At 42.0% G+C, this 21,644-nt stretch carries 22 protein-coding genes and 2 pseudogenes; 19 read left to right on the top strand and 5 right to left on the bottom strand.

Translation table 11 applies throughout. The features are described from left to right. Window positions 1-547: 547 nt before the first annotated feature. Window positions 548-2,512 carry an ABC-F family ATP-binding cassette domain-containing protein gene (locus BN1546_RS05220; protein ID WP_058710860.1) on the bottom strand — a complete coding sequence of 655 codons (1,965 nt, stop codon included), beginning with the start codon at window positions 2,510-2,512 and terminating at the stop codon, window positions 548-550. Window positions 2,513-2,781: 269 nt separating this feature from the next. Here BN1546_RS05220 and BN1546_RS05215 point away from each other — a divergent pair, with 269 nt between their 5' ends. The 11 genes and pseudogenes from BN1546_RS05215 to BN1546_RS05170 all read left to right on the top strand — a co-directional run bounded on the left by BN1546_RS05215 (window position 2,782) and on the right by BN1546_RS05170 (window position 11,092). Beyond that, window positions 2,782-3,435, top strand: a complete 654-nt coding sequence (locus tag BN1546_RS05215) for a 5-formyltetrahydrofolate cyclo-ligase (protein ID WP_090736308.1) — start codon at window positions 2,782-2,784, stop codon at window positions 3,433-3,435. A gap of 38 nt (window positions 3,436-3,473) precedes the next feature. After that, on the top strand, window positions 3,474-3,962 hold the full coding sequence (gene moaC / locus BN1546_RS05210; protein WP_013369876.1) for a cyclic pyranopterin monophosphate synthase MoaC: 489 nt from the start codon (window positions 3,474-3,476) through the stop codon (window positions 3,960-3,962). A gap of 113 nt (window positions 3,963-4,075) precedes the next feature. Continuing rightward, on the top strand, window positions 4,076-4,558 hold the full coding sequence (locus tag BN1546_RS05205) for a MogA/MoaB family molybdenum cofactor biosynthesis protein (protein WP_013369877.1): 483 nt from the start codon (window positions 4,076-4,078) through the stop codon (window positions 4,556-4,558). Window positions 4,559-4,660: 102 nt separating this feature from the next. Then, window positions 4,661-4,912 (top strand): twin-arginine translocase TatA/TatE family subunit, encoded by a 252-nt coding sequence (locus tag BN1546_RS05200; RefSeq protein WP_025674943.1) that lies wholly within the window; start codon window positions 4,661-4,663, stop codon window positions 4,910-4,912. A gap of 112 nt (window positions 4,913-5,024) precedes the next feature. Continuing rightward, window positions 5,025-5,792 carry a twin-arginine translocase subunit TatC gene (gene tatC / locus BN1546_RS05195; protein WP_013369879.1) on the top strand — a complete coding sequence of 256 codons (768 nt, stop codon included), beginning with the start codon at window positions 5,025-5,027 and terminating at the stop codon, window positions 5,790-5,792. Window positions 5,793-6,083: 291 nt separating this feature from the next. Next, window positions 6,084-6,365 carry a co-chaperone GroES gene (gene groES / locus BN1546_RS05190; protein WP_007429271.1) on the top strand — a complete coding sequence of 94 codons (282 nt, stop codon included), beginning with the start codon at window positions 6,084-6,086 and terminating at the stop codon, window positions 6,363-6,365. 73 nt (window positions 6,366-6,438) lie between these two features. Next, on the top strand, window positions 6,439-8,067 hold the full coding sequence (gene groL, locus BN1546_RS05185) for a chaperonin GroEL (protein WP_013369880.1): 1,629 nt from the start codon (window positions 6,439-6,441) through the stop codon (window positions 8,065-8,067). 234 nt (window positions 8,068-8,301) lie between these two features. Continuing rightward, window positions 8,302-9,720, top strand: a pseudogene (locus BN1546_RS05180) (transcriptional regulator). Next, entirely contained in the window at window positions 9,683-9,805 is a 123-nt protein-coding gene (locus tag BN1546_RS27725; RefSeq protein WP_255305602.1) for a hypothetical protein, read from the top strand. Before BN1546_RS05180 ends, BN1546_RS27725 begins: the two are co-directional and overlap by 38 nt. Before the next feature lie 105 nt (window positions 9,806-9,910). Next, window positions 9,911-10,145: pseudogene (locus tag BN1546_RS27720) on the top strand (hypothetical protein). A gap of 143 nt (window positions 10,146-10,288) precedes the next feature. Next, window positions 10,289-11,092, top strand: coding sequence for a discoidin domain-containing protein (locus BN1546_RS05170; RefSeq protein ID WP_025677648.1), 804 nt, complete (start codon window positions 10,289-10,291; stop codon window positions 11,090-11,092). Between the two features lie 272 nt (window positions 11,093-11,364). Here the strand turns inward: BN1546_RS05170 and BN1546_RS05165 are convergent, their stop codons facing one another. Further along, window positions 11,365-11,703, bottom strand: a complete 339-nt coding sequence (locus tag BN1546_RS05165) for a MerR family transcriptional regulator (protein ID WP_369690572.1) — start codon at window positions 11,701-11,703, stop codon at window positions 11,365-11,367. Further along, on the bottom strand, window positions 11,639-11,818 hold the full coding sequence (locus BN1546_RS27715; protein ID WP_369690571.1) for a MerR family DNA-binding transcriptional regulator: 180 nt from the start codon (window positions 11,816-11,818) through the stop codon (window positions 11,639-11,641). Before BN1546_RS27715 ends, BN1546_RS05165 begins: the two co-directional genes overlap by 65 nt. Window positions 11,819-11,995: 177 nt before the next feature. Between BN1546_RS27715 and BN1546_RS05160 the strand changes: the two genes are divergently transcribed. The 7 genes from BN1546_RS05160 (at window position 11,996) to BN1546_RS05125 (ending at window position 18,925) form a co-directional block, all read left to right on the top strand. Then, window positions 11,996-12,940 carry an MBL fold metallo-hydrolase gene (locus BN1546_RS05160; RefSeq protein ID WP_090736306.1) on the top strand — a complete coding sequence of 315 codons (945 nt, stop codon included), beginning with the start codon at window positions 11,996-11,998 and terminating at the stop codon, window positions 12,938-12,940. Window positions 12,941-13,988: 1,048 nt separating this feature from the next. Then, on the top strand, window positions 13,989-14,612 hold the full coding sequence (locus BN1546_RS05155; RefSeq protein WP_090736303.1) for a LysE family translocator: 624 nt from the start codon (window positions 13,989-13,991) through the stop codon (window positions 14,610-14,612). A gap of 345 nt (window positions 14,613-14,957) precedes the next feature. After that, window positions 14,958-15,701, top strand: coding sequence for an adhesin (locus BN1546_RS05145; RefSeq protein WP_090736300.1), 744 nt, complete (start codon window positions 14,958-14,960; stop codon window positions 15,699-15,701). A 173-nt stretch (window positions 15,702-15,874) separates the two neighbouring features. Beyond that, complete coding sequence (locus BN1546_RS05140) at window positions 15,875-15,991, top strand: phage terminase small subunit-related protein (protein WP_255305268.1); 117 nt, start codon at window positions 15,875-15,877, stop codon at window positions 15,989-15,991. A gap of 157 nt (window positions 15,992-16,148) precedes the next feature. Further along, on the top strand, window positions 16,149-16,346 hold the full coding sequence (locus BN1546_RS05135; RefSeq protein ID WP_255305267.1) for a LysE family transporter: 198 nt from the start codon (window positions 16,149-16,151) through the stop codon (window positions 16,344-16,346). Between the two features lie 264 nt (window positions 16,347-16,610). Beyond that, entirely contained in the window at window positions 16,611-17,492 is an 882-nt protein-coding gene (locus tag BN1546_RS05130; RefSeq protein ID WP_176702322.1) for an AraC family transcriptional regulator, read from the top strand. Window positions 17,493-17,593: 101 nt separating this feature from the next. Next, window positions 17,594-18,925 (top strand): prolyl oligopeptidase family serine peptidase, encoded by a 1,332-nt coding sequence (locus BN1546_RS05125; RefSeq protein WP_090736295.1) that lies wholly within the window; start codon window positions 17,594-17,596, stop codon window positions 18,923-18,925. Between the two features lie 163 nt (window positions 18,926-19,088). Here the strand turns inward: BN1546_RS05125 and BN1546_RS05120 are convergent, their stop codons facing one another. Next, window positions 19,089-19,877, bottom strand: a complete 789-nt coding sequence (locus BN1546_RS05120; RefSeq protein ID WP_090736292.1) for a polysaccharide deacetylase family protein — start codon at window positions 19,875-19,877, stop codon at window positions 19,089-19,091. Between the two features lie 543 nt (window positions 19,878-20,420). Beyond that, window positions 20,421-20,594 carry a hypothetical protein gene (locus tag BN1546_RS27230; protein ID WP_013369893.1) on the bottom strand — a complete coding sequence of 58 codons (174 nt, stop codon included), beginning with the start codon at window positions 20,592-20,594 and terminating at the stop codon, window positions 20,421-20,423. A gap of 92 nt (window positions 20,595-20,686) precedes the next feature. Here BN1546_RS27230 and BN1546_RS05115 point away from each other — a divergent pair, with 92 nt between their 5' ends. Beyond that, window positions 20,687-21,232 (top strand): hypothetical protein, encoded by a 546-nt coding sequence (locus BN1546_RS05115; RefSeq protein WP_255305266.1) that lies wholly within the window; start codon window positions 20,687-20,689, stop codon window positions 21,230-21,232. Window positions 21,233-21,644: the final 412 nt, after the last annotated feature.

Genomic DNA, 21,644 nt, shown 5'->3' with positions numbered 1-21,644 from the left:
TGAACGAATAGGAAGGACACGACACATCTTTGGGGTCGTGTCTTTTCTGTTTCGCGCTATACATATATATAAATAGAATTTCAAGAGGATAAAATACAGGAGTTTGAGCGTATGAATGCCGGTATCTTATTTCCTCGCATGATTCGTCACAATGGTTCACGATTTTTCATGTTCCACCAAAAAAATTATCAAAATTTTATACTGCCCGAATAATGATGTGATTTGTCAAGTTGTGAACAAAGTTATCCACATATACCGTTAAAAATGTGGATAAATAGGCTCAAAGCAAGCAGGCTAAGACTTTTAGCAGATAGCTGGATGGGGGATATATCATAGCTATAGTGATTGTGAAATCTGTGGATAATGTGGATAAAGTGGTGGATAAATTTGGTTTTCATTTGAAGTTGGCGGTTTATCAATAAAAAAAATGGCCTAAAAGGCCATTTTCCAATATCGTCCATGCACAAAATCTGTGGATATTCTTGTGTACAAAAAATAGAAGAGGGAAATGTGAAATTTTTATGGCTAAGATTTTATGCAGCAGCTTTTATGCCTCAAGCAGTTCCTCCCAGGATGCATAGGTTTCAGTCAATTCCTGTTTATGGGTGTCGAGTTGTGCCTGAATATTCTGAAGTGCTGTGTAATCCTGATAAATCTCAGGCAGGGTCATTTGTTCTTCCAACCCTACAATTTGTTCTTCCAGCGTTTTGATCTTGTTTTCCAATGCCTCCAGCTTGCGTTGACGGCTGCGTTCCTCGCTTTTGGCTTGTTTGTCTGCCGCATAGGTGGCCGCGCGTGATTTGGGAGTGGTCTCGTCTGTTACAGATGCAGAGGCAGACGATGTTTTGCCACGAGTGGACTGACTTGCCTCGAGAGCTTCCTGTGCGATTTCCTCCAACTCTTGTTTTTTAGCTACATAGTCATCATAATTCCCCAGGAAATGTTCTATCCCTTCAGGATGAAGCTCAATGACACGTTCAGCCATTTTGTTAAGGAAATAACGGTCATGGGAGATGAACAACAGTGTACCGTCATAGTCCATCAGAGCCGCTTCCAGCACTTCCTTGCTAAACAGATCCAGATGGTTGGTAGGCTCATCGAGAATTAATACGTTGGCTTCACGCAGCATTAGCTTGGCCAGTGATACGCGGGCTTTTTCTCCTCCGCTTAATGAAGCTACCTTTTTCAGTACATCGTCACCGCTAAATAGGAAATTACCCAGCACTGTCCGAATCCGTGCTTCTTCCATATGAGGGTACTCGCTCCATAACTCCTCCAGTACGGTATTGGCGGGGTTCAGGTTTGTCTGCTCCTGGTCATACAGACCGATTTTGATCTTCGTACCCCAGTGGATGGACCCAGCAGCAGGTTTAAGTGAGCCGGTCAAGCATTTGAGTAAAGTCGATTTTCCGATCCCGTTCGGACCAATCAGTGCCACCGTATCTCCTCGTTTTAAGTCAAAGGAGGCATGCTGAAATAAAGGCTTTTTCCCCTCATACGCTACGGAAAGGTCGCGCACCTCTAATACTTCCTTACCCGACATATAGGCGGTTTCAAAAGAAAAGTGGGCTTTTTTCAAATCGCCCATAGGTCGATCCATACGATCCATTTTATCTAGCTGCTTGCGGCGGCTTTGGGCACGTTTGGTTGTAGAGGCTCGCACGATGTTGCGTTGTATAAATGCCTCCATCCGTGCGATCTCCTCTTGCTGCTTTTCGTAATGCTTGAGGCTTGTTTCATACTCGGCAGCCTTTAGTTCCATATAGCGGCTGTAATTGCCTGTATAGCGAGTGGAGCGATGGCGTTCGATTTCAACAATCGTCGTCACCAGTCGATCCAGAAAATATCGGTCATGTGATACGACCAGCAGGGAGCCGGAGTAGCCACGCAAATAGTCTTCCAGCCAGGTCAATGTCTGAATATCCAGATAGTTGGTAGGCTCATCGAGCATAAGGACATCTGGAGCGAGCAGTAGGATGCGTGCTAGCGCAAGCCTGGTTTTTTGACCCCCGCTCAGGGTGACTACAGGCGTCTCGGGTGCAAATGAACCAAAGCCCATGCCGTGTAGCACGCTGCGAACACGGGTCTCCATTTCATAACCGCCGTGATCCTTGAACCAGTCTGAGCGTCGTGCATAGCGTTCAAGCAGATCGGCATAACGCTTTTCGTTCTGCGCATTGGCCGGATCGGCGATTTCCTGCTCCATCTGCCGAAGTTCCCTTTCTGCTGCAATCAGCGGTTCGAACACCAGCATCATCTCATCCCAAATCGAACGATCAGAATCCAAACCGCTGTTTTGCGCCAAATAACCGATGCTGGTTTCCTTTGCTTTAAAGATTTGTCCACTGTCATAGGATATTTCACCAGCAATGATTTTGAGCAGGGTCGATTTGCCTGCACCGTTCACACCTACCAGTCCAATACGTTCACGTTCCAATATTTGAAGGTTAATCCCGTCCAGAACGGGCTCAATTCCATAGGATTTAGTAATTCCGGTTACTTGCAATAGCATAGCGTATCGTTCCTCCATTACATTTTGCACAGTTCTTCCTGCCTTTTTCGCAGGTACCTTCCTTCCAGTTTACATGAAATTACCCACTATTGCACTGCTTTCACCCCCTAAACCCTTGAGCCGCGTGTAGTCAATTTGTATAAACAATGATAAACTTAAACGAGAAGTGAAAAAGAATGAAAAAAACTTGCAACGTACAGCACTTACTGACAAATGGGACAATTGTAACGTTTTGATGATTATCGACGATTGTGCGGGAGGGCGGATGTGTGGATGTCTGTAATGTGAAGAACGCGCTGCGTGTACAGCAACGGGAAGCGCGTGACTCCATGGACCCGCTGACAAGGCAGAAGGCATCGGCTGTGGCCTGTCGGCATGCAATCGAGGCATGGGAGCAGCTTAGAATAGACAGAAACGGGGATAAGCTAACCTTATTTAGTTATCTCTCTTTTGGCAGCGAGATTTCTACGACTCCCCTCATTGAGCATTGTTGGTCACAGGGAGATCGTGTCCTGGCCCCGAGAGTGGATTCGGTAACCCGAACCATGGAGCTGAGGGAGATGGATCAGTATGGAAATATGGTGCCCGGCGTATGGAACATTCCTGAGCCTGCATTGACATGCAAGGAGTGGTTGCCTGAAATGTGGGCGGGAATCGACTGGGTTGTTGTGCCCGGCTTGGCCTTTGATCGTCGTGGAGGCAGGATCGGCTATGGCGGAGGCTACTATGATCGCTTTACCGCACAGGTAGAGGCAGTGAAGCGTAATAATGGTTCCGTAGGTCCGCTTTATGTCTCGCTGCTGTTGCCGGGACAATTGTTGGCACAAGTACCCATGGAGCCGGGAGATTTGCGAGTGGACGTGCTGTTTACACCGGAAGGACGCTTAGATTGTAATCATGCAAAATCCACAAAAGATGAATGAAGTAAAGTTGGGTATGTGAAAGGAGCTGTGAGGGAGTCATGGATTCCTTTACTCATTTTAACGAACAGGGACGGGCTCGTATGGTAGATATTTCGGGCAAAACGTCTACGGTTCGTACAGCAGTCGCCGTGACTCAGATTACGATGAACCCGGCTACATTGACGGCTGTAAAAGAAGGAAGAATCGGCAAGGGTGATGTACTTGCTGTAGCTCAGGTCGCAGGGATTCAAGGTGCGAAAAAAACGTCAGACTGGATACCGATGTGTCATCCGCTGGCGCTGACAGGCGTGAACATTACTTTTTCCGATAATGGACATGATGTGCTTCATATTGAAGTTGAAGTGAAGACCGAGGGTAAGACAGGTGTAGAAATGGAAGCTTTGACAGCGGCTTCAGCCGCAGCGTTAACCGTGTATGATATGTGCAAGGCGCTGCAAAAAGATATGATCATCGGCCCTACCATGCTGCAATCCAAAACGGGTGGCAAGCATGGTGATTTTCAAAGGGAGGACCACCAGAAACCTTGACATAGACAACATTGTCGCCGAGAGGGTACTGTGATGTGATGGAGGATGCAGCGTGGCTGTTTCTGATTTTCAGAAGAGAAAGTATTCTTTCATGATAGGAGAAGGGTGATCTTATGGTGTGGAAAACGGCGATCCTAACAGCCAGTGATAAAGGGGCAAGGGGAGAGCGTGAGGATACAAGCGCACAGGTCATCCGGGAACTCGTCGAAGAAGAACTGGGCGGAGAGATTGTGGAATACCGGATCGTTCCCGATGAACCGGATGAGATTATTGCGGCTTTAATCGAAATGACCGATTATTTTCATGCAGACTTGGTGCTTACTACAGGCGGAACCGAACTGGCGATCCGTGATGTGACACCTGAGGCGACCAGACGGGTCGTGGAACGGGAAGTGCCAGGTATGGCGGAAGCCATGAGAATGATCGTGATGCAGAAAAATCCGGCGGCCATGCTTTTTCGTGGAATCGTGGGGATACGTGGACGTACGTTGATTGTCAATTTACCAGGAACGCCCAAAGGCGTGCATGAAAATTTGGCAGCGATTATGGATCAACTCCCGGAAGCGTTGCTTATGGTGACAGGTCAGTTTCGGTAGAAGGCAGCCCGTGTGTGTGGTATGATACCTGTAAGAATTTATAAGGCCGTATACGGACAGAGGTTCTCATTTTGTCCGTCAACATAAGGAGGATTACTACACATGCCCAATATTGGAGCACCGGGTTATATTTTGTTAATTATTCTGGCGCTGCTGCTATTTGGTCCGAACAAGCTGCCTGAGCTGGGCCGAGCTGTAGGGCGTACATTCCGTGAATTTAAAAACGGGGCACGCGATATTTTATCTGAAGATGAACGGACTGGGCGGAAAGAAAGCAAAGATAGTGTGGTCCAAGCATCACAGACAACGCCTTCAGAAGTTCAAACTCAGCCTGAGGATAAACGCTTGTCATAGATTTAGTTATTTATTTTTGCTGCTTGTATAATGAACATGAGCCTCTTCTTTAGTGAAGGGCTTTATTTTTTAGGAGGCGCTGCTGCGTTCCGTTCAGAAAGGAGGAAAGGACTTGACCCCATCAGAGCATGAAATGCCGCTAATGGAACATCTGGGTGAGCTCCGCCGACGAATAATTTATGTGCTGATTGTATTTGTATTGGCACTGGCTGGTGGATTGTTCGCGGCGGGTTCTGTCTATAACTGGCTTATTCGCTCCGGTTCGGCGAAAGCTTTTCAGTTAAATGCATTTTCCTTTTGGGACGGAATCGGCATCTACATGAAAATCGCCATGATCATTGGGATTGCAGTGGCGTTACCGTTTGCATGCTACCAATTGTGGAAGTTTGTCAGCCCGGGATTAAGGCCGCAAGAACGGAGCGCAACCTTGCGATATGTGCCTTATGTGCTGCTTTTGTTTATGATTGGCGCAGCTTTTGCTTATTTCATTATTTTCCCGATGGCGATTCAGTTTACATCGTCCGTCACTAAAAGTATGGGATTGCAGGAAACGTACGGTATTGCGCAATATTTCACCTTTATGTTTAATATTGTGTTGCCTGTAGCGTTGCTGTTTGAACTCCCCCTGCTGATCATGTTTCTGACAGGGATTCGTGTATTAACCCCGATGAGGCTTCGCAAATGGCGGAAGATTTCTTATTTCCTGCTTGTTTTTGTTGCCGTTGTTATCACTCCGCCGGATTTTATATCCGATTTTTTGGTGGCGATTCCGTTGCTGGTGCTGTATGAAGCGAGTGTATATTTGTCATCAGTCGTGTATCGCAAGCAATTGCGTGCACAGGAGGAACGGGAGGCCCAATTGCGTGTAGCTGCGGAATAATAAGACAGGACCTGAATGGCTCAACAACTAATATCTCTAAAATTGATCAGTATAGCTATCTTAAAAATAACCATTAGCCTTGAGTTAACGGTTATTTTTAAGATAGGTGGATATAATCGAGAATGGTTGCCCATAAAAATTCCCATAAAAAATACATTAGGGACTTGAAATTCAATCTCAAGTTGAGTATCATAAAGTTGGTTGTTAGCACTGACCACTGTTGAGTGCTAATACATACAACATAACAACCAAATTACAGGATAAAACACTTAATAAGGAGGCTATTTTTTCATGATCAAACCTTTGGGTGAACGCGTATTGGTGGAAGCAATTGAGCAAGAAACAACGACTTCCTTCGGAATCGTACTTCCTGACTCTGCCAAGGAAAAGCCGCAAGAAGGCAAAATTATCGCGGTTGGCGCAGGCGCATTGAAAGACGGTGCCCGTATTCCTCTGGAAGTAAAAGAAGGCGACCGTGTCATTTTCTCCAAATACGCTGGAACGGAAATCAAATATGAAGGTAAAGAATATTTGATTATGAAAGAAAGCGATATCCACGCGATCATCGGTTAACCGGAACCCGGACAAGACCTAAATATAGGAATTGAAACAAATCATTCATAATCCATAGGGAGGTTTATCACAAATGGCTAAAGACATTAAATTCAGTGAAGACGCTCGCCGCTCCATGCTGCGCGGGGTAGATGCATTGGCTAACGCTGTTAAAGTAACACTCGGACCGAAAGGTCGTAATGTTGTACTGGAGAAAAAATTCGGTAGCCCGCTCATCACTAATGACGGTGTAACGATTGCAAAAGAAATCGAGCTGGAAGACGCGTTCGAAAACATGGGCGCTCAACTGGTTAAAGAAGTAGCAACCAAAACGAACGATGTAGCTGGTGACGGTACTACTACGGCTACTGTTTTGGCTCAAGCCCTCATCACTGAAGGTTTGAAAAACGTAACTGCTGGCGCAAGCCCAATCGGTATCCGTAAAGGGATCGACAAAGCAGTTAAAGCAGCTGTTGCTGAACTGCAAGCTATCTCCAAACCAATCGAAAGCAAACAATCCATTGCTCAAGTAGCTGGTATTTCCGCTGCTGATGATGAAGTAGGCGAATTGATCGCTGAAGCTATGGAAAAAGTGGGCAAAGACGGTGTAATCACAGTTGAAGAATCCCGCGGTTTTGCAACAGAACTGGAAGTAGTTGAAGGTATGCAGTTTGACCGTGGCTACATTTCTCCGTACATGATTACAGATACGGACAAAATGGAAGCTGTTCTGGACAATCCGTATATCTTGATCACTGACAAAAAAATCACAAACACACAAGAAATCTTGCCATTGCTTGAAAAAATCGTACAACAAGGCAAGCCACTAGTTCTGATCGCTGAAGACATCGAAGGCGAAGCGCTGGCTATGCTCGTTGTCAACAAACTGCGTGGTACATTCAACGCTGTAGCTGTTAAAGCTCCAGGCTTTGGTGACCGTCGTAAAGCAATGCTGCAAGATATCGCTGCCCTGACAGGCGGTCAAGTAATCACAGAAGAACTGGGTCTGGACCTGAAAACAGCTTCCGTGGACCAACTGGGTACAGCACGTCAAGTGCGTATTACAAAAGAAAACACGATTGTGGTTGACGGTGCTGGAAACAAAGCCGACATCGACGCTCGTGTTAGCCAAATCCGTACGCAACTGGAAGAAACTACTTCCGAGTTCGACAAAGAGAAACTGCAAGAGCGTCTGGCTAAATTGTCTGGCGGCGTAGCAGTAATCAAAGTCGGTGCGGCTACTGAAACAGAATTGAAAGAACGCAAACTGCGCATCGAAGATGCCCTGAACGCAACCCGTGCTGCGGTTGAAGAAGGTATCGTATCCGGTGGTGGTGTAGCGCTCCTGAACGTATACAAAGCAGTTGCAGCTGTTGAACTGCAAGGCGACGAGCAAACAGGCGTAAACATTGTGTTGCGTGCTCTGGAAGCTCCAATCCGTACCATCGCTGCTAACGCAGGTGAAGAAGGCTCTGTTATTGTTGAGCGTCTGAAACGCGAAGAAGTTGGCGTAGGCTTTAACGCAGCTACTGGCGACTGGGTAAATATGATTGAAGCTGGTATCGTAGACCCTGCGAAAGTAACTCGTTATGCATTGCAAAACGCAGCTTCCGTAGCGGCTATGTTCCTGACTACTGAAGCAGTGATCGCTGACAAGCCAGAACCAGAAAAGGCTGCAATGCCTGACATGGGCGGCATGGGCGGAATGGGCGGCATGATGTAATAAATCCAAAATCCCTTGCTGTAACAAGGGTTTAGGTGATCGATATATTGATTTGTTAACGATTTGTTAACAATCAGTCCGTTTTTATAGAGGCTCTCATTAGTTCTCCGAACTTTTGAGAAGCCTCTTTTCTTTTTCTGGCCAAAAAAAGATATTGACAACTGGTTAATTGCTGGACAAAAATAGTAAATGATTATAAAATACTGGAATTTTTATGCGAGGGGTGGCTATGACATGAAGCATACACCTACGATTCGAGCAGAATTAGACAGATATCTACAGCAAGAGGGTTTGAACATAGCGCAATTTGGACAAATTGCAGGCATGAATAGGGGAATAATAAGTGCTATTGTAACAGGGAATAAGTCTATGTCTGTTAACCAGCTTGACCTCATTACTGAGGCTATGGGTTTGCCGGAAGGTCACTTTTACGACTTGTTCATAGAAAACTACATCATAGATCACCCTCCGAATATGAGGCGAATCGAGCCATTTTTGTATCGTTGTGCAGAGTTAGACAAGCTGGGTGTGATACGTCGAGTGGTGGGGGCCATCATGGACAATCTACTCTATTCGCCCAAACTATTTGACATTGCAGAGCAATTATTGGCACAGGGACGACACGCGGCGGCATTACTGCTCTATGAGGGGGTGGCTGAAGCGGAGAAATATCAACACTCTGAGCGTTTGGCAGTCTGTCAATATCGTATATTTACGATTCAAGTTGGAGACGATCAAAGCCGTAATCTTAGTGCAGCTACGATTTTTGAAGTTTTTGTTGAGCGCCTTGATGAAATAGACCAACTTGACGCATTGAAGGATTTGGCTAATGTGTACAGGTCTTTGCGTAAATGGGACAAGGTTGACGAAATGGCGAAGAAAATGAGAGCTAAAGCCGAAATCCACTATACACTGAAACATCAACAGAACAGTCGAAGCCACACTGAATCTACTGATAAGCTAAGCCGTCCATTGTTTGTATACATTTGCTATGCTGATCTGTTGTGTGCAAGCGTCTGTGAAGCTCAAGGCGATTATCAACGAGCCCTAGACTATACATACACCTACGCTAATTTAGATTGGGTAATGGAGACTGACGAAGATACCCGGCACTGGATTAGCTTGTTCAAAAGTTGGGCAGAAGGTAATACTTACGTATATAAACTTTTATCAGGAGATATAAATGTGCTGCATGATTATATTGAATATATTGTAGCAACATCAGTGACTAACGAAAACGAGAAGATATCAAAACTACTTAATGTTATAATTGCCGCAAACCAATATAGCATAGATGTAGACGATATACTTCAACGGTTTGAACCAGAGATTAATTCATTTTCTGAACAGCCACTATCCGATGATATGTATACCCAACAGGTGATACCGGACTAGATCGCGTGGTTTGGTTACGAGTTGGCTCATTATTATTTACATCGAAGTTCTTATGATGATGGTTTTAAACATTTGATGTATTCAATGGTAAGTTATCATACACTAAATAATGAGACTTATTTCATTAATTGTATGGGGCTGTTTTCACATTTTCGGGAACATGCGTCTCATGAAACCAAAGCTAGTTTTTTAAATCTTATTGAAAAGGTGTGGATGACTAATGTTGAAAAAAACGGTACTGCTGATTATCGCGGCTAGCTTTTTGTTGTTTATTATAACTGTGCCAGATCAAGCCTTTAACCACCATAGTATCCAGCCTCAGGTTACTATTGGAGGAGCTTAAACGTAAGTAAAGCAAATCCTCGTTGCCCTTAACTGGTCGGCGGGGATTTGTTACATTGAAGGAATTACAACACCACTCACCGAATGAATTACTGAGGTAATCAGCATGAACCATACATATAATTTGTTAAAGTCGGTTATAGAACTATTTACAGCTGTATTAAGCCAGGTAAAGGTGTATGTTGTTGAGTCGTTAGGAGAAGACTTAATATCGGTTGTAGACTATGGAGGATCTATAGAAAAGTTTTCACCTGATTCGGTTAAGATTTGCCGGAGCGTATTACATGCAGAATCAATTTGAATTTAGAGTAGATGTCAAGAAGGGCTCGACTGGTATTTGACCGGTATGAGCTTTTTTAATACCCAATAAAAAATAAATATGAAAATATTTAGAATGTATTTATAGATTAGCAAGTTTATGTTTAGACACAATTCCTTAATTAAATTATTCTTAGTTCTATTAAACCTATTGGAGGATTATTTAATGAAGAAAGCATGTATAACGATTTTATTTTTAGTTCTATTATCTTTACCCTTATCGAATGTCTTTGCAGCTGAAGCAGAGTATTCAGAAAATTTAATTCCTAAAATGACATCTAACAATTTGCCATCTGGAGTGGCAAGTGCGAGCAACGAATTTTCATACGCATATAGATCTTTTGACGGGGATTTTGCAACTATCTCTAGTGCTTGGGGATCTAATGAAAATCCTGCCTGGTTAAGATATGACTTTCCTAAACCTGAAGTTATTGAACAATACGTTATATATCCACAGACAACGGCAACCGACCGCGCCCCTAAAGATTGGACTTTTGAAGGCTCAAATGATGGGGTTACTTGGAACGTGCTAGACACTCAGTCAAATATCACTGAATGGGTAGATAGCACTCCAAAAAAATTCACTTTTTCTAATTCTAACTCATACAAGGATTATAGAATTAATATTACAGCAAACAATGGAAGTCAGTATATACATCTTGGCGAATTAGAGATGATGTCTAAATTATCAAGTTCCACTCCTAACCCAGGAACAGAGGAACCGACTCCGAACGGGGATCGTGCAATTCTAGTAGTCACCATGACAACTGGCTTAGAGAAGGAATTTGATTTGAGTATGAAAGAGGTCAATGACTTTATTGCGTGGTATGAGGCTAAACAAGCAGGTTCTGGATCGGCTTCATATGCCATTAATAAGCACGATAACAATAAAGGCCCGTTTAGCAGCCGTAAAGATTATATGCTATATGATCGTATCCTGACGTTTGAAGTAAGTGAATACTCTAAATAAATTAAAAAGCTCTGCTAACCTTAAGGTCGGCAGAGCTTTTTAGTTGAAAAATTGCTTACAGACGGACATTTAAGGCGGAACTGATATGAATCAACTTTAAATGTATGTTGAAAATAAAGTTTTGATAACTACAATAAAAGAAACAACGGTAGAATAGGACGGGAAAATAAAGCCCTAGACTATCGCTATTTGATTGAACTAACGTTTCCCGTTAGTTCAATCAATTCTGTTGCCATCGTATATGCTGGTGGTGAACCAGGTTTTCTACATTACTATATCGTCTTCGTAAGTTTTTGGTACAGGGCTATCTTCTCGTTAGCAAGGGAAATCATGCACTCAAGTTCCTGCCGCTTGGATTCCAGTTCCACCAGATGCTTTTCAAGAATTTCTATCCGTATGTGTAAGGCAGGAGTAAAATTAGCAACTTCTGCCCCTTTTTGAATTTTATCCAGTACACATCCGTCACGGGTAAATTCCGTAATCTCCTCAAGCGACAATCCCAATTTTTTTAATCTAATTAAACATTGTATATATGAAACCTCACTTTCAGTATAAATGCGTGTCCTTCCATTTCTTCGATTTGGTTCCCTGTAGCACTCCAATTTTTTCATAATAGCGAATCGTATAAGGAGTTAGCCCCGTTCTTTCTGATACTTGACTTATAGTAAGCATTGTTTTTTTATGACACTCCTTTTTTCTAAACCAAAATTTAAAACTATTATACATCTTTAAGTCAACTCGAAGTCGATATTTGCACCTCTAACTTCATTTCAGAAATTTGTGCTTGATTTCTAGTTGACTCTAACTTGTAAGCTAAAGTTGCTAATTGATATACATGAAACATAAAAAAAACTAAAGATAAAAGGAAATGGTGTCAAACTTATTTTGATGGAGGCATAAACAATGAACAACAAATATTTCACGATTCAACAAGCAGCGGAAGGTATCTGGGGTGCTATTTCGGTACCTGGTAGTGGTTCGCTGGGGAATGCGGCAATTATTGACATTGGGGATTTGACCGTTGTTGTGGACACAACCAACCTACCGCATTCTGGTGCTTTGTTACGTCAAACCGCAGAACAATTAACGAATAAACCAATTAAATATGTGATCAATACTCATTTCCATGGAGATCATGTCAATGGCAATCAGGAATTCATGGAAAGTGATTTTATATCTACCGTTTGGACAAGAGATTTGCTATCTGAAATGGGTAAAGTGAATATTGATCTAATGCAACAAAACATTCAGAAGTTAATAAATAGCCTACATCAAGTACGTTCACAAGAAAAAAATCCGCACATGTTAACCGAAATCGGCTATGATCTTTCCGTGCAGAGAGCCCTGTATGATGCTATCCCTTCCCTTCGTAGGGTGATACCCACGATAACTTTTGACGATAAACTAGTTATAAAAGGAGCAAAACACACTGTCGAAGTTTTATCCTACGGAGGCGGCCATTCTTTAAGCGATGCCGTTATTTACGTGCCTGAAGAACGAACCTTGATTGCTGGTGATTTAATAACCAACAAGACGATTCCGGTCATGCCATACGGTAATCCATACGCTTGGATACGCATCCTTAGACGCATTCAAAGAGATCTGAAGGTAGATACTGTCATTCCCGGGCATGGAGATGTGTCCACTCCAGATAAAATCCTAGATGTCATTCGCTTTTTAGAAAAAACGATCGCTTATGTGTCTGAAGCTGCGACGAGCGGAAAACCAGAGTCTTACTGGTTAAATAAAGGTGTATTAAATGGCTATGAAGATTGGCATCTAGCTCAGTATTTCAGATGGAATTTTCGCTGGCTCTTCAATACAATGCTTGTTCAAAAAAATAGATGAGACACAACTAGCACTCCCTTTAACTCCACCAGATTCACAAGACCAGTTCTGAATGTCAACCCGGCAGCACGTTTGGGTATTTTCAAACGTAATTGGCAGTCTGCTTGTTAGGTTAACCTGCCACGTTAGCTTAACATCGCCGTTCAGTCTACAACTTTTCAGCAGGCTGCCGTAACTATATTAGATCTGGAGATAAAGACGCGGAGGTGTACAGAAAGCATAAAAAGTTAGTTGCTTGCTTTAGAGCAAAATAACTATATTCTGGGGCCGGATAAGTCTACACTACGGGATATCGTCATTCTGGAGAGTTGGGAGCGGGATAGAGCATACCTATGCCGCCAAGAGAAGGTGAGATATTTTTAGAATATTAAAATTCAGAAAGATCATTGCTACTTCCTATGCCTCAATATACAATAAAAGGAAATTGTTGATGAGACCGAATGGTGTGTGGCAACATGGCTGCTTGAATCTCAAAAAAATCACATGAAAAATACCAGTTCTGGCGAATGAGGGCAGATGTAGACGAATAAAACTTTCTGAAGATAAGCCCAAACAAGCTATACAATAGAAGATAAGTTTTATGACGTTCCTCTGCGCGAGTAAATCAAAGATGGGCGGCATGATGTAATAAGGGTCTCAAAACCCTGTAATACCGCTATTTAAAGGGCTCCCGAGAGGGAGCCCTTTTCTATACCATTGCTACACCATGAGTGCTCAAGCAACTTACAGCAGATTTTATGTAATTCGGCAGTTTACGTTCGATCATTTGCTCTAATTGATAACTCGCACAGGTGAAAATTAAAAAGAAAATAGGTTTTCTGGTATGCAGAGGTTGACCAATGTGTCGGCCTTTTTGATTTTCTTTAATATTTGAATAGGAACGGATTCATGAAGAAAAACCCAGGGCACGAATATGTATGCTTTGTAATGATCCCAATCCGAATCCAGAGAATACAACAATGGGCGCGTCCTTTCGCGATCAACTCAATTGTCAGATCCCTTTATTGTAGTGTAGTATGTATTCAAATTATCCAAAGGGGGAAGTTTTGTGGAGCTTCAAACTATATTAGCTTTTTTGGGAGCAGCAATTGTTCTCACCATTATGCCGGGCCCCGACAACGTGTTCACACTGACACAGAGCATAGCAAAAGGTAGGAATGCAGGGATATTTACTACTTTAGGCCTTTGCACGGGATTGTTGGTTCATATTTTTGCAGCAACCTTCGGCCTCGCGGCAATAATTTATCAATCTTCCTTGGCGTTTGCAGTAATCAAATACGCTGGAGCAGTTTATCTATTATTTTTGGCGTATAAGTCATTTAGAGCAAAAGATACGAGTTTTGAACTTAAGAGTGGAGATACCTTAAATTACAAGTCATTGTATAAAAAAGGTGTTATCATGAATGTATTGAATCCCAAAATATCACTTTTTTTCTTGGCTTTTCTCCCTCAGTTTGTAAACCAAGAAAGTGGTAATGTTTCTACTCAAATGCTAGTTCTTGGAGTAGTATTTTTAATGCAAACTTTAGTGCTTTTTATTTTGATAAGTATTTTTGCTGGAAAAGTAGGCTCCTTTCTACGGAGAAATCCATCCTTTTCTAAAAAAATCAATTATATTCAAGGCTCGTTATTTACACTTATCGGATTAAAAATCGCATTTACCCAAAAATAATAGAAGGTAGTATTTTTCAAACCAATCATTAAGGACTAGCTGTTGAGCTAGTTCTTTTTTGTTGAAAAAGCATATAACCCACGGGTTGACCTTTAGCCGGGCGATGTTGAATAAGAGAAGTTAAAGCAGTCCATTGTGCGGTTTGGTTACATCGACCCGATCATTTGGATCGAACGCACCGGGAACATAGTGGACGGTCACCAATGGTACAAGATCATGGTCAACGAGTTGGAGCATACGGACAGGCCTATGCCTATCTTTTCCTAGATGAAGTCAACAGCCCAATCTTTTTGGTTAATTGCACAATAAGCTAATTTGACTAGACTTTGGAGGTGACTATTAATTATGTTTCGACATTATTGTTGGCAAAAGAGAATGCATCGGAGAAAATTTAGAAGATGTGCAGTTAAAAAGGTCAAAGTTTCGCCGAAGGTCATTGTTAAAGGGATTAGAGGACCTCAAGGACCTCAGGGACCCCAAGGACTGCCAGGTCCACAGGGAGTTCCAGGTGCTCAAGGTCAGCAAGGGCTACAAGGTTTTCAAGGAATTCCCGGTCCTGCAGGGCCAGTAGGAGTAACGGGACCGGCAGGAGCAGTAGGACCAGCAGGACCGGCAGGAGCAATAGGACCAGCAGGACCAGCGGGAGCAACGGGGCCAGCAGGACCAGCAGGGCCTGCTGGCTTCGGGATATCAGATTTCTTAAGTGTTTTCCGAGCAGATCCTGGCACGGGGACTGACACAGTTCCGGGTAACACACCAATTACCTTTACTGGGGTTTTAGCGAATGTTGGAGGTGCATTTACTTTCACTCCTCCATCCCCAACGATAACAATTAACGAAACGGGGAGCTACTTCATCTCATTTTCTATTCATAACCAAGGTGATGCTGACTTCAATCTCACTGTTAACGGAACTCCTATAACACCATTACCTTTCTCAGGTAATGGTGGGGGGCCTACCGCAGCTGAAGTTATTGTAACCGTTACAACAGTTCCAACTACAATACAACTGGTAAATGCCAACGCAACTCCTGCTCAGTTGCACAATAATATTAATACAACTATGACAATATTAAAGTTGACGCCTTAATATTGTTACTTAGTAGTAGCTTATTCAGCAAAAGGCTTAAGGTTTATGTCTTTTATCCAGTCAGTTTGTCTAATTATTCAGAGACCTAAGCTATGGAGGCAGTGAAATGCAGAATGTCTAGAGAGAGAAGTCCTGAACGGGACAAAGTCAGACACATGTAGTTGGAGAGCAGCGTGACGATGCGATTTAAGGATATCACCGCTGCTCTTTCTGTTCCTGAAAGTCGGGTCCGCAAATGGAAGAACATTACCATGGCATCCGCGCCAGTTTTATTGGGAGCATCCTTTTGAGTCGGATACAACAGTGACAGAATTGCACATTAGCTTCAAAAGGATGAATGTTAGGTATTGAAATATGGCTGATGGCTTTCTTTCATATTAATAAAGTCAGCCGTAGCATTTGAAGTAGTCAAATTTTGCGGGTGCAATACCAGGTTATAATCCCAGTTTGCAGTTTTTACTGATGGGTCCTCTTTACGCTCTACTTTCGATTTTATGGTTTACTACAATCGTATTATTGTTAAATTACATAAGAAAATGGTTAATGTCACCCAAAGTTCAGAATATTATCGATAAGGCCAGGGGACTCGTGCTGATTGGATTTGGTTTAAATATGATCTTCAAAGTTCAAAAAACAGGATCATAAATAAAGGGACGGGCTATAGAAGCTCGTTCTTTTTTGTTGGGAGGTTGAACGCCTTGCATGAAAGCGTTGACATGAATTTCAACCCTCTATATACTTAGCTTAGTTAAATGAGAATGAATAGCACTAGGATTGTTACTGTTACGCAGGCAAAACCTAAGGAACAAAATGTTAAGATCCAAGGATCTTATGTATTTTGTTATCTTAGGTTTTTTTGTTTATGGAGAGAGGGAGGTATTATGTTCACATCTGAGAGGAGCGACAAACTTGGAATACAAATATGAGCTGGTCCAGGCAGACAATCATTTTCCATTAAAAATTATAGTTCATTCCTCCAATGAACCAGCATACATACCTAGGCATTGGCACGACAGCATCGAAATATCTTATGTACTCTCAGGGAGAATTGACAATATCTATATAGATGGCATGAATTATAGCTCCAAAGAAGGAGATATTGTGCTCATTAATTCGAATGCTATTCATTCCTTTTCTGTGGCTAAGGGCAAAGGTAGAGAGGCTATAACCGTTTTGATTCCTTCTGGATTTATTCGAGAAAATACTAAGTATAGTTATCCCATTTCATTCGATTGTATATCCATTTTCGAAACCAATGAGCAGAGATTACAGCATTTTAAGGAGCTGCGTGATCTGTTAAACACATTATTTGTAGCTTACCTCAACCAGCACAATGACCCTTTAGGACATATCCATTTAACGTCGTTATCTTATAAACTGGTGTACCTTTTATTAATGTATTTTAAAATTGACAACGAATCGATCCCTGGCTTTAACACTCATAAATATTTGGAGCGACTGACGTTGATAACCGATTATATCAAAGAAAATTACGATCAGAGTCTATCCCTGGATTCCATAGCTCAGGTTTTTGGATTGTCGCCCGAATATTTGTCCCGTTTTTTTGTAAAGCATGTAGGTATGACGCTATTTCAATATATCAATGCCATCCGTCTGGAGAAATCTTTCCGTGTTCTTATGAATACGGACCATTCTATTATACAAATTGCGCTGGAACACGGATTTCCAAACGAGAAGTCTTTTGCCAGGGTATTTAAAAAGGTTTATCAAGCGACACCGCATCAATATCGTAAAAAGCACAAGAGGCGTTCTGAAGCAAGGAGTCAGTAATTGACCTGAATTAGGCTAATAAAAGGCAGGATGAAAATAAAAAAAATCATTAAAATTAATAATGTAAGCGTTTTATCAATGGATCTGGGAGGTAAGACATCATGTTTAAACAGTTTAAAAAGGTTGCTAAAACAACTATGTTATTCACTTTAGCTGTCAGTACGACCCTTGTATTCAGCAACGGTGCATGGGCTGCCAAGGATGCCAAGATGCAGCCTACTTCATACCGGACGGTTGCGGAGGTGAAGGATTGGGGAGCAACCATTACGAAGATCATTGTTAATCTGGGTAAGCCGGTACCCAAAGATGCGATAACCAAGGATACATTTAAGGTATATGTGGAAAGAAGCGACAATAGGTTGGTAAATTCCTTTGTTGAGAAAGGCAACCGGAAGGTCACCAAGGCCTATGTATCGGACAAAAGTGGCAACCATGTAAGTAAAACAGGAAGCTACGTTGTGTTGGAAATGGAAATCGGCCCAGCGGTAACTCTAAGCTCTGCCATTCATTATGATGCGGCGGGTTCGGGGTTTAACGCATGGAATGATAACAAATATACGATCACGCAGCAAAAAGCTATAAAAACCAAATCAGGCACGATTTCCGGCTTGAAGATTGATACCTCTGCAGGAGAGATACGGCAGCTGGTTGATCAATTTACAACTGGTAAAGCTACTTCTGATGGGGTTACTTTAACCTACGCGAGCTATGCACCGGCAAAAGACAAGGTGAAAAACCCTTTGGTGATTTGGCTGCACGGTATGGGAGAGGGAGGTACAGATCCGACGATTCCGATTTCGGGTAATAAAGCAGCGAATTTTGCTTCTAAGGATATTCAATCGTATTTTGGCGGGGCTTATGTGCTGGCACCTCAGACTCCAACCTACTGGATGGATGGTTTTACAGGCTTTGGAGACGGAACCTCGAAGTATGAGCAAGCATTGATGTCCTTAATTAAGGAATACGTGGCCAAAAACAAAGACATTGATACAGATCGAATCTACATTGGTGGAGACTCCAACGGCGGATATATGACTATGTTGCTGATCCGTGATTATAAAGACTATTTTGCAGCAGCCGTGGTGGCGTGTGAAGCCTTAAAGGATAGCCTAATCACCGACGAACAAATTAACGATATGAAGGACCTGCCGATCTGGTTTGTGGCTGCCCAAACCGATACTGTGGTTCCACCCAACGATTATATGATTCCGACCTACAACCGTTTAGTGAATGCCGGAGCAAAGGATGTCCATATGTCCTTATTTGATAACGTAGTGGATACTTCTGGTTTGTACAAGAAGAGTGATACAACACCGTATGAATACAATGGCCACTGGTCCTGGATTTACGTGTATAACAACGAAGTATCGAAGGTGATTAACGGAAAGAAAACAACGATGATGCAATGGCTGGCCTCCAAAACATTGAACTGAACGGTATAGCTGTAAAATAAGATGCGGTGCTCACTATTGAGGTTGGGATTTATCCTCTCACGAGTTAAATAAACTTGTGAGAGGTCTCTTGTATTACCTCATTCCAATTTCGTTCCTGCATACTTTTTGCATAGTCAACGGCGAGCCCACTTTCCTTGCTCTTTCACTTATTCACCTCAATCAGCCCATCCGGCTTTTCTCGATTAGAGAGTAATTCAGATACAGTGACGAAGGAATAACCTCTTTTCTTGAGCTCAGGAAGAATAATCTTCAAGGCTTCAACGGTTTGTGTACTTTGATGTACATAATCATGCATGAGGACAATGTCGCCGTTACGGGCGTTGCGAAGCACCTTATCTGCGATACGGTGTACACCAGGCTTTCGCCAATCTAGGGTATCCTGATGCCAGGACCATAAAATAATTTTTAGCCCCTTCTCCTTGGATAACTTGACGAGTGAATCGTTATAGGAGCCGCCTGGTGGTCTAAATAGATGGGTCCCCGCACCAGTTGCCTGAACGATGCTCGTCTGACCTTGGTCCAATTCGGACAGAGCTTTGTTGCGGGAGATATATTGAAAGGATGAATGAAGGAAGGTATGATTGCCAACTTCATGTCCTTCCTCTCGTTCCCGTTTTACAAGGTGTGGCAGCTTTTCTACACGACTGCCAACGACAAAAAAGGTCGCTTTCGCATCATATTTTTGAAGTAAATCGAGAATGGCAGGCGTATTGCTTTCGTCCGGTCCGTCATCGAATGTGAGAGCGATAAGCTTACGATGGGTAGGAACTTCCCATACAATGTCGCCCCGTTCTTCGTAATAGGCTCTTCCCTTTGTAGGAGCGGGGGAGGCATATGATGTGTTTTGTGCATTCGTGTATGGAGTGGGACAAGAACTGATACACAGCAAAGAAACAGCGATTCCAGCGCATAGCAAACGGTTATATTTCATCAGGCTTCTTCTCCGTTCTGACGTATTCTCACATTAGCTTGCCAAGAAGAAGCGTATACCATTCCTCATTTCTGAAAATTAGCATATTAGACCTGATGAAGAGAAGTGTGGTACTGGAGGATATAAGCCCTAGAACAGGTCATTCCAAGAGTGTAGCATAATGTAACAAGGAAACTTCTGCTCTCCCTCTGAAGTATATCAAGACCTCTCATGAGTTAATTGAACTTATGAGAGGTCTTGTTGTCGATTTTGTTTGAAAAAGATTACACATCCCTCAAGATAGCTAAGTTAAACTTTTCGAGGTAGCTGAATAGCATCTAATATTAGTACCTCGTCTTGCAAATTAATATTTTTTTTTAAGCTCTTCTCTTAATATTTCTAAATGCTTACTGAGCAGCTCTATTTTTCTTTGAAATAATTTATTTGTTTTTCTTGTTTTAAAGAGGTAGATCAACGCACATGAACATATAAAAATATGAATAAAGCAGAACCAGTAGATTATGGTTACAGATATAGTCCAGGTCCCTATCAGAATCCTCTCCTTTATTTCGATTTTATTAGGTGTGTTGTTTCTGCCAAAATCTCATCCAATTGATGTAATGCTTTGTTATTTTTAAAAGTGCAAATAATAAAAATAAGAGCAAAAATGAAGAGAAGTAACTCACTTCCTAAGAGAAAAACTAAAGACATTTCATGAAGAAATAATTCATCGAACATAGAATATACCTCCAATTTTAATGTTATTTGACATATAAATCTATAATATGTTAATTTTCAGTAGCATCATACCATATTAAAGGAGGAAGAAGATGAAAAAAGTTGTAGCATCTGCAATATTGTCCGCTTCTCTTTTACTTTCAGTTGCACCTGTTAGCTTTGCAAGTGAGGTCCCTTCTGTTTCATTTTCAAGTCAGGATCTAGATAAGATATCTGAACATTTAAATGACTTGGGTCTTTCTAAAGAAGTACAGCAAAGTCTAATAGAAAAAATGAAGGCTGGTGAACTTCCTGATTCTGATAATCCAGAAAAAAGAGGTACTGGTATTACAAGTGAAGTAGAGTCACCAGATGGTTTGAAAATACAACGAACTACATTTCCTGATGGTTCCGTAATTCAGTCAACAATAGATCTTACAAATGCGAAAATAAAAGAAGAACATGTTATCACTCCAAATGACGTATCAGGGGGCTATGCCTCAGGAGGAAGTGGTTATAGAACATTTACAAATGCAACAGTAAGAGAAGAAACCTCTTACGTTAAAGCAAGATTTTTTGCTGATTACACACTAGTTCAAGGTGGCTATAGCTATATATCAGACGCTTATGATCCTTATATTGATATAATGGCATGTTAACAACAGCTCAGCAACCTCACAATTACAAACATATTAATTAAATAATTTGTTGGTGTTTTTCCGTAAACATTCCATTTACAAGATAGATAAAAAGGCTTCCTCCTAGTTAAATAAACTAGAGGAAGCCTTTTTATATTTGACAAGTAAGTTTAGTATAGGAAGCGTCAGAGGAACAATAGGTGAGTTTTCATACCTGTTTTATACGATTATGGTCTTCTATTAATATAGTGTCTGAGGCAAAAGATAGTACATAGCAAGATATGATTGCTGAATTATAACAGGCTGGCTTGCTTGTTGATAACATCCTGTGCCCATGTTAAGTTATACATATCCATCCTTGGTTTTAATGTGCAGTGAAGATCGGTCATTGTCCAGTTCTTAATCTGACGAAAAATGGAAGAGGTCGACGGGA

It is taken from the genome of Paenibacillus sp. Mc5Re-14, from assembly GCF_001049835.1.
Lineage (GTDB): Bacteria > Bacillota > Bacilli > Paenibacillales > Paenibacillaceae > Paenibacillus > Paenibacillus polymyxa_C.
Note: the sequence above shows the minus strand (reverse complement) of the source record. Positions and strands in the feature narration are given on the sequence as shown.

What these genes read in the sequence shown, in the direction of transcription:
- BN1546_RS27725 (WP_255305602.1), top strand. Translation starts at nt 9,683, where the DNA reads ATGTTGAAAAAAACGGTACTGCTGATTATCGCGGCTAGCTTTTTGTTG.
- moaC (WP_013369876.1), top strand. Translation starts at nt 3,474, where the DNA reads ATGGATTCCTTTACTCATTTTAACGAACAGGGACGGGCTCGTATGGTA.
- BN1546_RS05120 (WP_090736292.1), bottom strand. Translation starts at nt 19,877, where the DNA reads ATGAAATATAACCGTTTGCTATGCGCTGGAATCGCTGTTTCTTTGCTG.
- BN1546_RS05165 (WP_369690572.1), bottom strand. Translation starts at nt 11,703, where the DNA reads ATGAAAAAATTGGAGTGCTACAGGGAACCAAATCGAAGAAATGGAAGG.
- BN1546_RS27230 (WP_013369893.1), bottom strand. Translation starts at nt 20,594, where the DNA reads ATGTTCGATGAATTATTTCTTCATGAAATGTCTTTAGTTTTTCTCTTA.
- BN1546_RS05125 (WP_090736295.1), top strand. Translation starts at nt 17,594, where the DNA reads ATGTTTAAACAGTTTAAAAAGGTTGCTAAAACAACTATGTTATTCACT.
- BN1546_RS05220 (WP_058710860.1), bottom strand. Translation starts at nt 2,512, where the DNA reads ATGCTATTGCAAGTAACCGGAATTACTAAATCCTATGGAATTGAGCCC.
- BN1546_RS05115 (WP_255305266.1), top strand. Translation starts at nt 20,687, where the DNA reads ATGAAAAAAGTTGTAGCATCTGCAATATTGTCCGCTTCTCTTTTACTT.
- BN1546_RS27715 (WP_369690571.1), bottom strand. Translation starts at nt 11,818, where the DNA reads ATGTATAATAGTTTTAAATTTTGGTTTAGAAAAAAGGAGTGTCATAAA.
- BN1546_RS05160 (WP_090736306.1), top strand. Translation starts at nt 11,996, where the DNA reads ATGAACAACAAATATTTCACGATTCAACAAGCAGCGGAAGGTATCTGG.
- groES (WP_007429271.1), top strand. Translation starts at nt 6,084, where the DNA reads ATGATCAAACCTTTGGGTGAACGCGTATTGGTGGAAGCAATTGAGCAA.
- BN1546_RS05170 (WP_025677648.1), top strand. Translation starts at nt 10,289, where the DNA reads ATGAAGAAAGCATGTATAACGATTTTATTTTTAGTTCTATTATCTTTA.
- groL (WP_013369880.1), top strand. Translation starts at nt 6,439, where the DNA reads ATGGCTAAAGACATTAAATTCAGTGAAGACGCTCGCCGCTCCATGCTG.
- BN1546_RS05200 (WP_025674943.1), top strand. Translation starts at nt 4,661, where the DNA reads ATGCCCAATATTGGAGCACCGGGTTATATTTTGTTAATTATTCTGGCG.
- BN1546_RS05205 (WP_013369877.1), top strand. Translation starts at nt 4,076, where the DNA reads ATGGTGTGGAAAACGGCGATCCTAACAGCCAGTGATAAAGGGGCAAGG.
- BN1546_RS05145 (WP_090736300.1), top strand. Translation starts at nt 14,958, where the DNA reads ATGTTTCGACATTATTGTTGGCAAAAGAGAATGCATCGGAGAAAATTT.